General features: G+C 63.2%; 12 protein-coding genes. 7 read left to right on the top strand and 5 right to left on the bottom strand.

Annotation, left to right across the window (positions count from 1 at the left end):
- The first annotated feature begins 13 nt into the window (after window positions 1-13).
- The 4 genes from J5286_RS18320 to J5286_RS18305 are packed head-to-tail and all read left to right on the top strand — an operon-like array spanning window position 14 to window position 4,288.
- A complete protein-coding gene (locus J5286_RS18320; protein ID WP_209191601.1) occupies window positions 14-1,822 on the top strand; it encodes a methyl-accepting chemotaxis protein in 1,809 nt (602 codons plus the stop codon).
- Between the two features lies 1 nt (window position 1,823).
- Window positions 1,824-2,300, top strand: a complete 477-nt coding sequence (locus J5286_RS18315; protein WP_209191600.1) for a chemotaxis protein CheW — start codon at window positions 1,824-1,826, stop codon at window positions 2,298-2,300.
- A 26-nt stretch (window positions 2,301-2,326) separates the two neighbouring features.
- Entirely contained in the window at window positions 2,327-3,181 is an 855-nt protein-coding gene (locus J5286_RS18310) for a CheR family methyltransferase (RefSeq protein ID WP_209215368.1), read from the top strand.
- A gap of 12 nt (window positions 3,182-3,193) precedes the next feature.
- On the top strand, window positions 3,194-4,288 hold the full coding sequence (locus tag J5286_RS18305) for a protein-glutamate methylesterase/protein-glutamine glutaminase (protein ID WP_209191599.1): 1,095 nt from the start codon (window positions 3,194-3,196) through the stop codon (window positions 4,286-4,288).
- Window positions 4,289-4,346: 58 nt separating this feature from the next.
- Here the strand turns inward: J5286_RS18305 and J5286_RS18300 are convergent, their stop codons facing one another.
- Complete coding sequence (locus J5286_RS18300) at window positions 4,347-5,087, bottom strand: 3-oxoacyl-ACP reductase family protein (RefSeq protein ID WP_209191598.1); 741 nt, start codon at window positions 5,085-5,087, stop codon at window positions 4,347-4,349.
- Window positions 5,088-5,164: 77 nt separating this feature from the next.
- Window positions 5,165-5,743: a TetR/AcrR family transcriptional regulator gene (locus J5286_RS18295; protein ID WP_209191658.1), complete on the bottom strand. Its 579-nt coding sequence runs from the start codon at window positions 5,741-5,743 to the stop codon at window positions 5,165-5,167.
- A 211-nt stretch (window positions 5,744-5,954) separates the two neighbouring features.
- On the opposite strand from J5286_RS18295, the gene J5286_RS18290 reads away from it, so the two are divergent.
- The 3 genes from J5286_RS18290 (at window position 5,955) to J5286_RS18280 (ending at window position 8,988) form a co-directional block, all read left to right on the top strand.
- Window positions 5,955-6,755 carry an inositol monophosphatase family protein gene (locus J5286_RS18290; protein ID WP_209191597.1) on the top strand — a complete coding sequence of 267 codons (801 nt, stop codon included), beginning with the start codon at window positions 5,955-5,957 and terminating at the stop codon, window positions 6,753-6,755.
- A gap of 100 nt (window positions 6,756-6,855) precedes the next feature.
- Window positions 6,856-7,953, top strand: coding sequence for a flagellar motor protein MotA (locus tag J5286_RS18285; RefSeq protein ID WP_209191596.1), 1,098 nt, complete (start codon window positions 6,856-6,858; stop codon window positions 7,951-7,953).
- Window positions 7,954-7,956: 3 nt separating this feature from the next.
- The gene (locus tag J5286_RS18280; protein WP_209191595.1) at window positions 7,957-8,988 is read left to right on the top strand and encodes a peptidoglycan -binding protein; all 1,032 of its coding nucleotides are present in this window, start codon (window positions 7,957-7,959) and stop codon (window positions 8,986-8,988) included.
- Window positions 8,989-9,281: 293 nt separating this feature from the next.
- Here the strand turns inward: J5286_RS18280 and J5286_RS18275 are convergent, their stop codons facing one another.
- The 3 genes from J5286_RS18275 to J5286_RS18265 all read right to left on the bottom strand — a co-directional run bounded on the left by J5286_RS18275 (window position 9,282) and on the right by J5286_RS18265 (window position 11,600).
- A complete protein-coding gene (locus J5286_RS18275; RefSeq protein WP_209191594.1) occupies window positions 9,282-9,473 on the bottom strand; it encodes a YegP family protein in 192 nt (63 codons plus the stop codon).
- Window positions 9,474-9,538: 65 nt separating this feature from the next.
- Complete coding sequence (locus J5286_RS18270) at window positions 9,539-9,712, bottom strand: hypothetical protein (RefSeq protein WP_162735187.1); 174 nt, start codon at window positions 9,710-9,712, stop codon at window positions 9,539-9,541.
- Window positions 9,713-9,809: 97 nt separating this feature from the next.
- The gene (locus J5286_RS18265) at window positions 9,810-11,600 is read right to left on the bottom strand and encodes an ABC transporter transmembrane domain-containing protein (protein ID WP_209191657.1); all 1,791 of its coding nucleotides are present in this window, start codon (window positions 11,598-11,600) and stop codon (window positions 9,810-9,812) included.
- Between the last annotated feature and the right edge of the window lie 114 nt (window positions 11,601-11,714).

Below are 11,714 nucleotides of genomic sequence, written 5' to 3'. Positions count from 1 at the left end.
AGGACATGAAGAAATGCGGTTTACCATCAAATTGAAACTGGCCATCGCCTTTGGCCTGATGATCGTTCTGCTTCTGGCGACTGCCGGCTACGGCATCTACAGCCTCTCCAATCTCAACAACGCGATCAGCGATGTGATCGCCGGACCGGCCAAGCGTCTTGAGCAGGCACAGAATCTCGGCAACTTCCAGCTTCGCATCGTTCGTGCGCAGATGAACATGGCAACCGCCACGAAGCCCGAGGACGTCGCCAAATATATCGACGCGAGCAACACCAACCGCAAGCAGTTCTCCGAGACCCGTCAGTGGCTTATCGACAACAACACCAGCGAAGCCGCCAAGAAGGGCTGGCAGGATGTCGCGGAGCTGGAGACGAAGCTCTATGCGCTCGATGATCACATTCACCAGCTCGCCCAGGATGGTAACGGCGCCGAAGCCGTTCGTCTGGCCACGGGCGAAGGTCGTACGATTGTCGACGACATCGAAACGCTGACCCAGGCTCGGATCGACGCTAACCGTGCCGCCATGCAGCAGGCCGACGAAGACACGAGCGCGCAGTACGCCAATACCCGCAATTTCATCTTCGCCGTTGCCGGTGTCGCACTTTTGATCGCTATCGCCGCTGCTCTTTGGATCGCGCTCGGCATCAGCGCCGGTCTCAACAAGGCGAAGGCCGCCGTCAGCGCAGTTGCCATCGGCGATCTCGACCAGGACGTTCTCGTCAGGACAAACGACGAGATCAAGGATCTGGTCGACACGCTGAACGTCATGACCGCAAACCTGCGCAACACGGCCAACATCGCCACGCAGATTTCGAACGGTGACCTGACGGTTGCGCCGAAGCCGCTGTCGGACAAGGATACGCTCGGTCTCGCGCTGGAGCAGATGGTGGAGCGTCTGCGCGGCGTCGTCGCCGATGCGATCGCGGCCGCCGAAAACGTCTCCTCCGGTAGCCAGGAACTGTCGGCGAGCTCCGAGCAGGTCTCGCAAGGCGCGACCGAACAGGCAGCATCGGCTGAAGAAGCGTCCGCTTCGATGGAAGAGATGGCGGCCAACATCAAGCAGAACGCCGATAACGCAGCCCAGACCGAGAAGATCGCGCGCCAGTCCGCCAAGGATGCGGAGGCTTCCGGTGACGCTGTGACCCGCGCCGTCGAGGCCATGCGCACGATCGCCGAAAAGATCAGCATCGTCCAGGAAATCGCTCGTCAGACCGACCTGCTTGCGCTAAACGCCGCCGTCGAGGCAGCGCGTGCCGGCGAGCATGGCAAGGGCTTTGCTGTCGTTGCTTCCGAAGTGCGCAAGCTTGCAGAGCGCAGCCAGTCGGCAGCGGCTGAAATCAGCGCCATGTCGGGCGATACCGTCAAGGCCGCCAGCGAAGCCGGCGATATGCTTGGTCGTCTGGTTCCTGACATCCGCAAGACGGCGGAACTGGTCTCCGAGATCAGCGCTGCCTGCCGCGAGCAGGACATCGGTGCCTCGCAGATCAATGAAGCGATCCAGCAGCTCGACAAGGTGACCCAGCAGAATGCCGGGGCATCGGAAGAGATGTCGGCGACCTCGGAAGAACTTGCGAGCCAGGCCGAAGAACTGCAGACCTCGATCGCCTTCTTCAAGGTCGACATGGCCGGCAGCCGCGATAACCGTAAACCCGCCGCCCGCATCAGCGTGCGCAGCCCGGCACCCGCAGCCGCCCGCAAGCCTGCATCCAAGCCGGTGGCCAACTCGGTCTCGGCGCAGCAGGCGCGCGCCAAGGGCTTCGCACTCGACATGGCCATGGGCGGACCCGATGACGGCGACGCCGATTTCAAGGAAAGCGCATAATATGGCAACCACCTCCCAGGAAGCGCAGTTCGTCACCTTCAGCCTCGGCGAGGAAATCTTCGCCGTGCCTGTGGAGGTGGTTCGCGAGATCCTCGACTATGCCGAGGCCTTCAAGATCCCGAATGGTCCCGACTATCTCCTTGGCCTGCGCGACGTGCGCGGCCAGGGCGTCCCGACCATCGATCTCAGGCTGAAGCTCGGCATGTCGAAGACGGTTCCGACCTCGCATACGCGGGTTCTCGTGCTCGATATCCCGATGGAGAGCCGGTTGCTCACGCTCGGCCTCGTCGCAGACCGGGTCTTCGAGGTCACGCCGTTCCGCAACGATCAGATCGAGGCGGCGCCTGACATCGGCGTGCGCTGGCGCTCGGACTACATTTCCGGCGTCGTGCGCCGGGAAACCGGCTTCGTCGTCATCGTCGATCTCGCGCGGCTTCTGTCGCGCGAGGATGCCTCCGCCCTGCAATCGGCCGCCTGAGCGGACACGCTGGAGTATTTTGACTTATGAGCATGGCTGCCGTTGAGACCCAGATGGTGGGCGACAGGATCAGCAAGCGGAATTTCGAGAAGCTTGCACAGTTCATCTATGACTATAGCGGCATCAAGATGCCGCCGACGAAGCTGACGATGCTCGAAGGCCGGCTTCGCCGCCGGCTGCGGGCAACGCAGCACGCGACCTTCGACGACTATTGCGACTTCCTGTTTCACGATGACGGGCTGGAACAGGAGACGGTCTATCTGATCGACGCGGTGACGACGAACAAGACCGACTTCTTCCGCGAGGCGCGCCACTTCGAATACATGCAGCAGGTGGCGCTTCCAGCGCTGGTATCGAGCGGTGTCCGCACGATACGCACCTGGAGTTCCGCCTGCTCCACGGGGGCCGAACCCTATACGATGGCCATGGTGCTCGAAGAGTTCGTCGCCGACCGGCGCGACCTCAACTACAGCATTCTCGCGACCGATCTCAGCACCGACGTGCTGGCGACGGCGCGGCGGGGCATCTATTCCGAGGATCTGGTGCATCCGGTGCCGCGCGAGCTGCAGCGGAAATATGTGATGGTGGCCAAGCAGAAGGATCGCCGCGAGGTCCGCATCTCGGCCGATCTGCGCAGCCGCGTCGGCTTCGCGCGCATGAACCTGATGGACGAGAACTATCCTGTTGGCGAGGGGATGCACATGATCTTCTGCCGCAACGTGCTGATCTACTTCGACAAGCCGACGCAATCGGGCGTTCTGGAGCGCTTATGCGCGCGGCTCCTGCCGGGTGGCTACATGTTCATCGGCCACTCCGAATCCATCACCGGTATCGACCTGCCCCTGAAGCAGGTTTCCAACACCGTGTTCCAGCGCATCTAGGTCAAAGAGCATATGGGCAAGAAGATCCGCGTTCTCGTCATCGACGATTCCGCAAGCGTTCGCCAGACGCTCGTTCGCGTGCTGCAGGAAGATCCCGATATCGAGATCATGGGGGTCGCGACCGATCCCTTCATGGCGGCGAAGAAGATCCAGGAAGAAATCCCTGATGTCATCACGCTCGATGTCGAGATGCCGCGCATGGATGGCATCACCTTCCTGCGCAAGCTGATGTCGCAGCGGCCGATCCCCGTCGTCATGTGCTCGTCGCTCACGGAGGCTGGGTCGGAAACGCTGATGCAGGCGCTGGAGGCCGGCGCTGTCGACGTGATCCTGAAGTCGAAGATCGGCGCTGCCGACAGTCTGGCCGACGATGCGGTCCGCATCCGCGAGGCGGTGAAAAGCGCTTCGCATGCGCGTCTCGGCAATGTCAGGCGCAACGTCAACAGCCTGCGGCCCGGCGCGCCGATGCCGGCGCAGAAGCTGACGGCGGATGCCATGCTGCCGCCGCCATCAGGGAAAGCCATGGCGAAGACGACCGAGATGGTGGTCTGCGTCGGCGCGTCGACCGGTGGAACGGAGGCGCTTCGCGAGTTTCTGGAGGCGCTGCCGGCAAATTCACCTGGTATCGTCATCGTCCAGCACATGCCTGAGAAGTTCACCGCCGCCTTCGCCAAGCGACTGAACAGCCTGTGCGAGGTCGAGGTCAAGGAAGCCGTCGATGGCGATCCCGTGCTGCGCGGCCATGTACTCATCGCGCCCGGCGACAGCCATATGCTGCTCGAGCGGCGCGGCGCGCGCTATCACGTTGCGGTCAAGAGCGGCCCGCTGGTCTCGCGCCACCGGCCTTCGGTCGATGTGTTGTTCCGCTCGGCGGCGCGTTCGGCCGGCTCCAACGCCATGGGCATCATCATGACCGGCATGGGCGATGATGGCGCCAAGGGCATGCTGGAGATGCACCAGGCGGGCGCCTATACGGTGGCGCAGGACGAGGCGACCTCCGTTGTCTTCGGCATGCCGAAGGAGGCGATCGCCAAGGGCGGGGTGGACCGCATCCTGCCGCTGGAGCAGATCGCCCGCGAGGTTCTGATCACGCAGCAGAAGTTCTGAGGTGCTGCAATAAACAGATGAGAGCCGGCGGCGTGCGAGCACCGCCGGCTTTTTGCGTTCAGGCGAGGTAGCCGCCGTCGACGGTGAGCGCGGAGCCGGTGACGAAGGATGCTTCGGGGCTGGCGAGATAGGCTGCGAGGCTGGCGATTTCGCTGTCCTCGCCCATGCGGCCCAGCGCCATCAGCGGCGACAGGTGCTCCTCCGTGCCGGGCGCGCCGTTCATGTCGGTGGCCGTTGGGCCCGGCTGGATGGTGTTGACGGTGATCCCTCGCGGGCCGAGATCGCGCGCCAGGCCGCGGGTCATCGAGGCGATGGCGCCCTTGGTCATGCTGTAGACCGAGGATGTCGCAAAGCCGCTGCGGTCGGCAACGACGCTGCCGATATTGATGATGCGACCGCCTGCCTGCATGTGCCTTGCCGCCGCCTGGGTGCCGACGAAGACGGCGCGGACGTTGACCGCGAACATGCGGTCGAAATCCTCCAGTGCGAATTCATCGAGAGGGGCGAGCATCAGGATGCCGGCATTGTTGACGAGAATGTCGAGCGCGCCGAAGTGGCTGATGGTCGCGGCGACGGCATTGCGCACGGCTTCGGGATCGGCGCTATCCGCCTTGATCGCCAGCACCTTGCCGCCCTTGGTTTCGATCTCGGCGGTGAGCGCCTTCGCCCGGTCATCGCTGCTGGCATAGGTGAAGGCGACAGTAGCGCCGTCTTGCGCCAGCCTGCGGACGATCGCCGCGCCGATGCCGCGCGAGCCACCGGTGATGAGGGCAACCTTGTCGGTGAGAGAGTGAGACATTTCAAATTTCCTTTCTGGTTTCTGGATCATTCAGTCTAGAATTAGGCAAGAAAAAGCGACGCGGTCTTGCGGTGGGCCTAGCGGAGGCTGCGGATGGCCATGCGGGCGATGCCGCGAAGGGTTTCGGGGGAGGCGCCGTTGCGGGCGCTGACTTTCATGCCTGATAGGGCCGCGCCGAGGAAGTGGACGGCCTCGTCGGGGTTGATGTCGGATGCGATGCCGCCGCTCTTGCGGCCGTCTTCGATAATCGCCTTCAGCGCCGTGGAAAGGGCGCGAGACGCTGTGTCAGTCAGCGTGGCGATCTCAAGATCCGTGCGCCCGAACTCGCAGACGGCGCTGACGCCGAGGCAGCCGCGGCTGGCTTCCGACGCCGGCCGCGAGGCGAAGGCGACGAGCGCGCCTTCTAGCGCTTCGACCGGCGATGCCTGGCGCTTCAGGTCGTCGATCAACCTCGCTGTGCTGTCGGCATTGTAGCGCTGCAAGGCTTCCAGATAGAGGCCGCGCTTGTCGCCGAAGGTGTCGTACATGCTCTGGCGGCTGATCTTCATCGCCGTCAGCAACTGGTCCGTCGAGGTGCCTTCATAACCGTGCTCTGAGAACACGTTGATGGCGGCGCCCAGCGCCAGGTCGCGATCGAATTCCTTATGTCTTGCCATGGGGGAGATATAGGAATTGCAGACTGATCTGTCCATAATTAATTTGCAGCCTTCCGGCGATTCAATGCAGCCATGCGGCGGCGCTCTTGAAATTTCCCCGATTTTGTGGTCTTGAAGCCGCCAATCTTATAAAGCGCAGCTTCTACCGGCGATCAGGGACCATCCCCGCCCTGACAACGCGCACCTATTTAGCCCAAGGAAAACCGCCCACATGGCCCGTTCAGCTCTTCTCAATGTCATGGTTCAGGCTGCCCTCAAGGCAGGAAAATCGCTGGGGCGTGATTTCGGCGAAGTGCAGAACCTGCAGGTCTCGGTCAAGGGACCGGGCGATTTCGTCTCGTCCGCCGACCGCAAGGCCGAGAAGATCGTGCGCGAAGAGCTTCTGAAGGCACGTCCGACCTATGGCTTCCTCGGAGAGGAAGGCGAAGAGATCAAGGGCACCGACGGTGCGCACCGCTGGATCGTCGATCCGCTCGACGGCACCACTAACTTCCTGCACGGCATTCCGATGTTCGCGGTCTCGATCGCGCTTGAGCGCAACAACGAGATCGTTGCCGGCGTCATCTTCAACCCGGCAACCGACGAGCTCTACACCACCGAGCGTGGCGGCGGCGCCTTCCTCAACGATCGCCGCCTGCGCGTCGGCGCGCGTCGCGTGCTCTCTGACTCGGTCGTCGCCTGCGGCGTTCCGCATCTTGGCCGTGGCAACCACGGCAAATTCCTCGTCGAGCTCCGACACGTCATGGGCGAAGTCGCCGGTGTCCGCCGCATGGGCTCGGCCTCGCTCGATCTCGCTTATGTCGCGGCCGGTCGTTTCGACGGTTTCTGGGAAACCGGCCTTTCGGCCTGGGATATCGCGGCCGGCATCCTGCTCATCCGCGAAGCCGGCGGCTATGTCAGCGACTTTGATGGCGGCAACTCGATTCTCGAGACCGGCAGCGTCGTGGCCGGCAACGAATACATCCAGAAGGCGCTGATGGAAGTTGCCAAGCGTCCGGTGCCCAGCCGGTAAGTCTTTGTTATAAAGACAGGCTTTTTCGTTCCGCATACTTCAATTCGGCACAATGATGATCTAGTCTCCGGCTGTGATGAGGCCGGAGGCTGCGGAATCTATGGAAAATGTGAATGTGGCGGAGTTCGGCTCGACCGAAAAAACCACGGGAAATTACAGCTATAAGCTATCCAGCCCGATGCCCTTCCTGTGGACGATGGTGCTGTTCCTCGTCATCGTCGGGTTCATAGCATCCATCCTGTTCCGCCAGGCGCAGACGGCCTTCATGCACAATCCGGGGCTGAACGGCCTCATTCTCGGCGTTCTCGGCATCGGCATCATCCTTGTCTTCAGCCATGTGCTGTCGCTTCGGCCCGAGGTGCGCTGGTTCAATTCGTTCCGAGCTGCCGGCAGCGCCGACAAGGTGAACCGCAACCCGAAGCTCTTGGCGCCGATGCGCACGCTGATCGGCAGCCGCAATGCCTCGGCAAGCGGCATCTCGACCACGGCCTTCCGCTCCATTCTCGATTCCATCGCCAACCGGCTCGACGAATCCCGCGACGTCTCGCGCTATCTGATCGGTCTCCTCGTCTTCCTCGGCCTGCTCGGCACCTTCTGGGGCCTGATCGGCACGATCGGCTCGATCAGCAACGTTATCCAGTCGCTCGACGCCGGAACCAACGGCTCCTCGGATGTGCTGTCGGCGCTGAAAGAAGGGCTGTCGCAGCCGCTGTCGGGCATGGGCCAGGCGTTCTCGTCGTCGCTGCTCGGTCTTTCCGGCTCGCTCATCCTCGGCTTCCTCGACCTGCAGGCCGGCCGCGCGCAGAACCGCTTCTATACCGAGCTGGAAAACTGGCTGTCGTCGGTAACCGATGTCGGCTCCGACCTCGCCGCTCCCGTGATCGACACCAAGGGCGGCGTTTCGCCGGAAGAGATCCGCGCGCTGTCGGAATATATGCAAAAGGTCTCGGAAGAGGGCGGCGGCAGTCAGCGTTCGGTCGCGGCCATGGCCAATCTCGCCGAGGGCATTCAGGGGCTGGTCAAGAACATGCGCAACGAGCAGCAGATGCTGCGCGACTGGATCGAGGCGCAGCAGGACGAGGCGAAGGCCATGCGCCGCACGCTTGATCGCCTTGCCGAGCGGATCGGCGCGCAGGAAAAGCATGCTTCTTCCGAGCGCCCGCGTGTGCCGCAGACCGAAAAGAGCGAGGGCAAGTAAGCCATGGCTCTTGCCCGCAACCGTCGCCGCGAACGCACGGTCGACTATTGGCCCGGCTTCGTTGATGCGCTGTCGACGCTTCTGATCGCGGTGATGTTCCTGCTCACGGTGTTCGTCGTCGGGCAGTTCATTCTAAGCCGCGAGATTTCCGGCCGTGACGAGGTGATGAACCGGCTGAACAGCCAGATCAACGAGTTGACGCAGCTGCTCGCGCTCGAAAAGGGCAGCAAGCAGGATCTCGAGGACAGCGTCGCCAACCTGCAGGCCTCGCTTGCGACCGCCGAAGGCGAGCGCTCGCGGCTGCAGTCGCTGCTCTCGGCCGGCTCCGGCGGCCAGGACGCGGCGCAGCAGCGGATCGGTTCGCTCACCAAGGAACTCGACGAGCAGAAGCAGATGAGCGACCGGGCGATGAGCCAGGTCGAGTTGCTCAACCAGCAGATTGCGGCGCTGCGCAACCAGATCGCTGCCGTCGAAGTGGCGCTGCAGGCTTCCGAGCATAAGGACCAGCAGTCGCAGACGAAGATCGCCGATCTCGGACGCCGGCTCAACGTGGCGCTTGCCGCGCGCGTGCAGGAGCTCAACCGTTACCGCTCGGACTTCTTCGGGCGCCTGCGTGAGATTCTGTCGGACCGCGAGAACATACGCATCGTCGGCGACCGCTTCGTGTTCCAGTCGGAAGTGCTTTTCCCCTCCGGCGGCGCCGATCTCAATCCCGATGGGCAGACGGAGATGGCCAAGCTTGCGGCAGCGCTGCTCGACGTCGCCAAGGAAATTCCGCCGGAGATCAATTGGGTGCTGCGCGTCGACGGCCACACCGACAACGTGCCGCTCGCCGGCACCGGCCGCTTCGCCGACAACTGGCAGCTGTCTTCGGCGCGCGCGATCTCGGTGGTCAAGTTCCTGATCGCGCAAGGCGTTCCGGCCGACCGGCTGGTTGCGGCCGGCTTCGGCGAGTATCAGCCGATTGCGCCCGGCGATACGCCCGAAGCGCGGGCGACCAACCGACGGATCGAGCTGAAGCTGACGGAGAAGTGATGGGGTAGGGCAGTTTTTGTCCCGCAGCCGGCAATTTTGTCGCTGCGGTGCGCTCTGCACTCTCCTTCATTCCTGTGCTTGTCACAGGAAACCAGCCGACGCGCGTCTGCGCGGCGAAGAGAGTCTATTGCGATCAAGGACTTGATCGCGCTGGATCCCTGTGACGAGCACAGGGATGAGGGAAGTTGAAGTTTACACCGGCATCCACCGCTGACGTCGGAGCACGCTGCAACGTAAGCGGCCCGGAAGCACAAAAGAAAAAGGCGGCGCCCTGAGGTGCCGCCTTTGATGTATCAGGCGTCAGCCGCCTTGGTGGTGTCGTCGACGACGGCTCCGGGAGAGTTTTTCTTGATGGATTCGATGGCGTTCAGCGCCGACGCCTTGGCCTTGTAGCCTTCGGAGCCGAACATCGTCTCGCCGTTCGATGCCTTGAAACGGAAACGGAACTCGCCTGCCTTGTCCTTATAAACTTCGAACTTATACATCGATTGTCTCCCGGAATCAGGATGTTGTTTAAATCTGCAAGCGCAGCCTAAAACAAAAAATCCAATTATTCCATCGGGATGTTTGGGTGGGTGCGTCCTTGAGGAGGCTGGCTTCTCTCAAACAATATGTCGCGGCCGGAGGAGAGATCGAATTCAGTCAGATCGGCGTCCGCGACGAAATCCTCGGCCTGCCGGTCGGTAGAGAAGCGCGGAAGCGGCTTAAGGCTTTTGCTTTTCATAGTGCCTGAACTCCCGCGCCCTGGATCCCTGGGTACGGCTCAACGCTATTGCAACGCCTCCGGGCTTGCAATCCCTAGCGGAAACCTGACCCCGCTTTCACTTCACCGCCGCAAGCAGCTCCTCGGCACCCGCATCGAACTGCAGCCGGGCCAGCTTGGCGTAGATGCCGCCGTGGCGCACCAGGCTCTGGTGGGTGCCTTCCTCGACGACGCGGCCCTGGTCGAGGACCAGGATGCGGTCGGCCTTGAGGACTGTTGCGAGGCGGTGGGCGATGATCAGTGTGGTGCGGCCCTCCATGAGGCCGTCAAGGGCGCGCTGGACGAGGGTTTCGCTTTCGGCATCGAGTGCCGAGGTGGCTTCGTCGAGGAGCAGGATCGGAGCGTTCTTGAGGATGGCGCGGGCAATGGCGATGCGCTGGCGCTGGCCGCCCGACAGCATGATGCCGCGTTCGCCGACCGTGGTGTCGTAGCCTTGCTCCAATCTCGCGATGAACTCGTCGGCCTGGGCGGCGATGGCGGCGGCGCGGACTTCCTCGCGCGTGGCGTTCGGGCGGCCGAAGGCGATGTTGTCATGGATGGAGGCGGCGAAGATGGTGACATCCTGGGGGACGATGGCGATGCGCTTGCGCAGGCCGTCGGTGTCGGTCTGGCGGGCATCGACGCCGTCGATCATGACGGCGCCCTGCTGCGGATCGTAGAAGCGGAGCAGCAGCGAGAAGATGGTGGTCTTGCCGGCGCCTGAGGGTCCGACGATGGCGACGGTCTCGCCGGGCTTGACCGCGAAGCTCAGGCCGTGCAGGGCCGATGTGTCGGGGCGCGAGGGGTAGGCGAAATGGACGTCTGTGAACTCGACGCGGCCGAGGCTCGGATCGGGCAGGGCGGTCGGATTGGCCGGGGTTACGATCGGCGAGACCTCGTCGAGCAGTTCGGTCAGGCGGTCGGCGGCGCCGGCTGCCTGCGACAGCTCGCCCCAGACTTCCGAGAGCGCGCCGAGCGAGCCGGCGGCGATGACGGAATAGAGCAGGAACTGGCCGAGCGTGCCGGCAGACAGCGTACCCTCGAGCACATTGTGGGCGCCGACCCAGAGGACGGCGACGACGCTGCCGAAGATCAGCGTGATGGCGATGCCCGTGAGAAGCGAGCGCGAGCGGATGGCGGCGCGGGCGGCGGTGAAGGCGGCTTCTACGGCAGCTCCATAGCGGTTTGCCGCGGCGGTCTCGCCACCGAAGGCCTGGACCGTGCGGGTGGCGGCGATGGTTTCGTTGGCGAAGGCCGAGGCTTCGGCCAGCTTGTCCTGTGCCGCGCGCGAACGCTTGCGCACCGAGCGGCCGAAGGCGACCAGCGGGAAGACGATGAGGGGGATGGCCAAGAGCACGAGGCTGGCGAGCTTCGGCGAGGTGACGACCATCATCACGATGGCGCCGAGACACAGGATCATGTTGCGCAGCGCGACCGAGGCGGTGGCGCCGACGGCGGACTTGATCTGCGTGGTATCGGCCGTCAGCCGCGAGACGATCTCGCCGGACTGGTTGACGTCGAAGAAGGAGGCGGACAGCCGGGTCACATGGGCGAAGACGTCGCGGCGGAGATCGGAGACGATGCGCTCGCCAAGCGTGATGACGAAGAAGTAGCGCAGCGCGCTCGATATGGCGAGAACGACCGCCATGACCATGAGCATGATGAAGTAGCTGTTGATGAAGCGGCCGTCGGAATGGCTGAAGCCGTGGTCGATCATGCGGCGCACGGCAAGAGGAAGCGCCAGCGAAGTGACGGCGGCGAGCGCCAGTGAGAAGAGCGCGCCGGTGACGAGGCCGCGATAACGCATGACGTAAGGCGTCAGCCTGCCGAGAGGTTTCAGCGAGCGGGACTTTTTCTTCTCGGTCTGCATTGCGTCTGTCAATTCAATCTCCAGCAGCCTTCAACACCGTGCAACACGGTCGATGGCTCTTGTTATCCTAATGGCCTTCATGTATAGGCACCGCATCCTAATGGGAAGCCGTAG

The sequence above is a fragment of the Rhizobium sp. 16-488-2b genome, assembly GCF_017741815.1.
Lineage (GTDB): Bacteria > Pseudomonadota > Alphaproteobacteria > Rhizobiales > Rhizobiaceae > Rhizobium.
The sequence above is the reverse complement of the archived record's forward strand: the minus strand, read 5'-3'. Positions and strand labels throughout refer to the sequence as shown.

What these genes read in the sequence shown, in the direction of transcription:
- J5286_RS18310 (WP_209215368.1), top strand. Translation starts at nt 2,327, where the DNA reads ATGAGCATGGCTGCCGTTGAGACCCAGATGGTGGGCGACAGGATCAGC.
- J5286_RS18265 (WP_209191657.1), bottom strand. Translation starts at nt 11,600, where the DNA reads ATGCAGACCGAGAAGAAAAAGTCCCGCTCGCTGAAACCTCTCGGCAGG.
- J5286_RS18275 (WP_209191594.1), bottom strand. Translation starts at nt 9,473, where the DNA reads ATGTATAAGTTCGAAGTTTATAAGGACAAGGCAGGCGAGTTCCGTTTC.
- J5286_RS18285 (WP_209191596.1), top strand. Translation starts at nt 6,856, where the DNA reads ATGGAAAATGTGAATGTGGCGGAGTTCGGCTCGACCGAAAAAACCACG.
- J5286_RS18305 (WP_209191599.1), top strand. Translation starts at nt 3,194, where the DNA reads ATGGGCAAGAAGATCCGCGTTCTCGTCATCGACGATTCCGCAAGCGTT.
- J5286_RS18320 (WP_209191601.1), top strand. Translation starts at nt 14, where the DNA reads ATGCGGTTTACCATCAAATTGAAACTGGCCATCGCCTTTGGCCTGATG.
- J5286_RS18315 (WP_209191600.1), top strand. Translation starts at nt 1,824, where the DNA reads ATGGCAACCACCTCCCAGGAAGCGCAGTTCGTCACCTTCAGCCTCGGC.
- J5286_RS18295 (WP_209191658.1), bottom strand. Translation starts at nt 5,743, where the DNA reads ATGGCAAGACATAAGGAATTCGATCGCGACCTGGCGCTGGGCGCCGCC.
- J5286_RS18270 (WP_162735187.1), bottom strand. Translation starts at nt 9,712, where the DNA reads ATGAAAAGCAAAAGCCTTAAGCCGCTTCCGCGCTTCTCTACCGACCGG.
- J5286_RS18280 (WP_209191595.1), top strand. Translation starts at nt 7,957, where the DNA reads ATGGCTCTTGCCCGCAACCGTCGCCGCGAACGCACGGTCGACTATTGG.
- J5286_RS18300 (WP_209191598.1), bottom strand. Translation starts at nt 5,087, where the DNA reads ATGTCTCACTCTCTCACCGACAAGGTTGCCCTCATCACCGGTGGCTCG.
- J5286_RS18290 (WP_209191597.1), top strand. Translation starts at nt 5,955, where the DNA reads ATGGCCCGTTCAGCTCTTCTCAATGTCATGGTTCAGGCTGCCCTCAAG.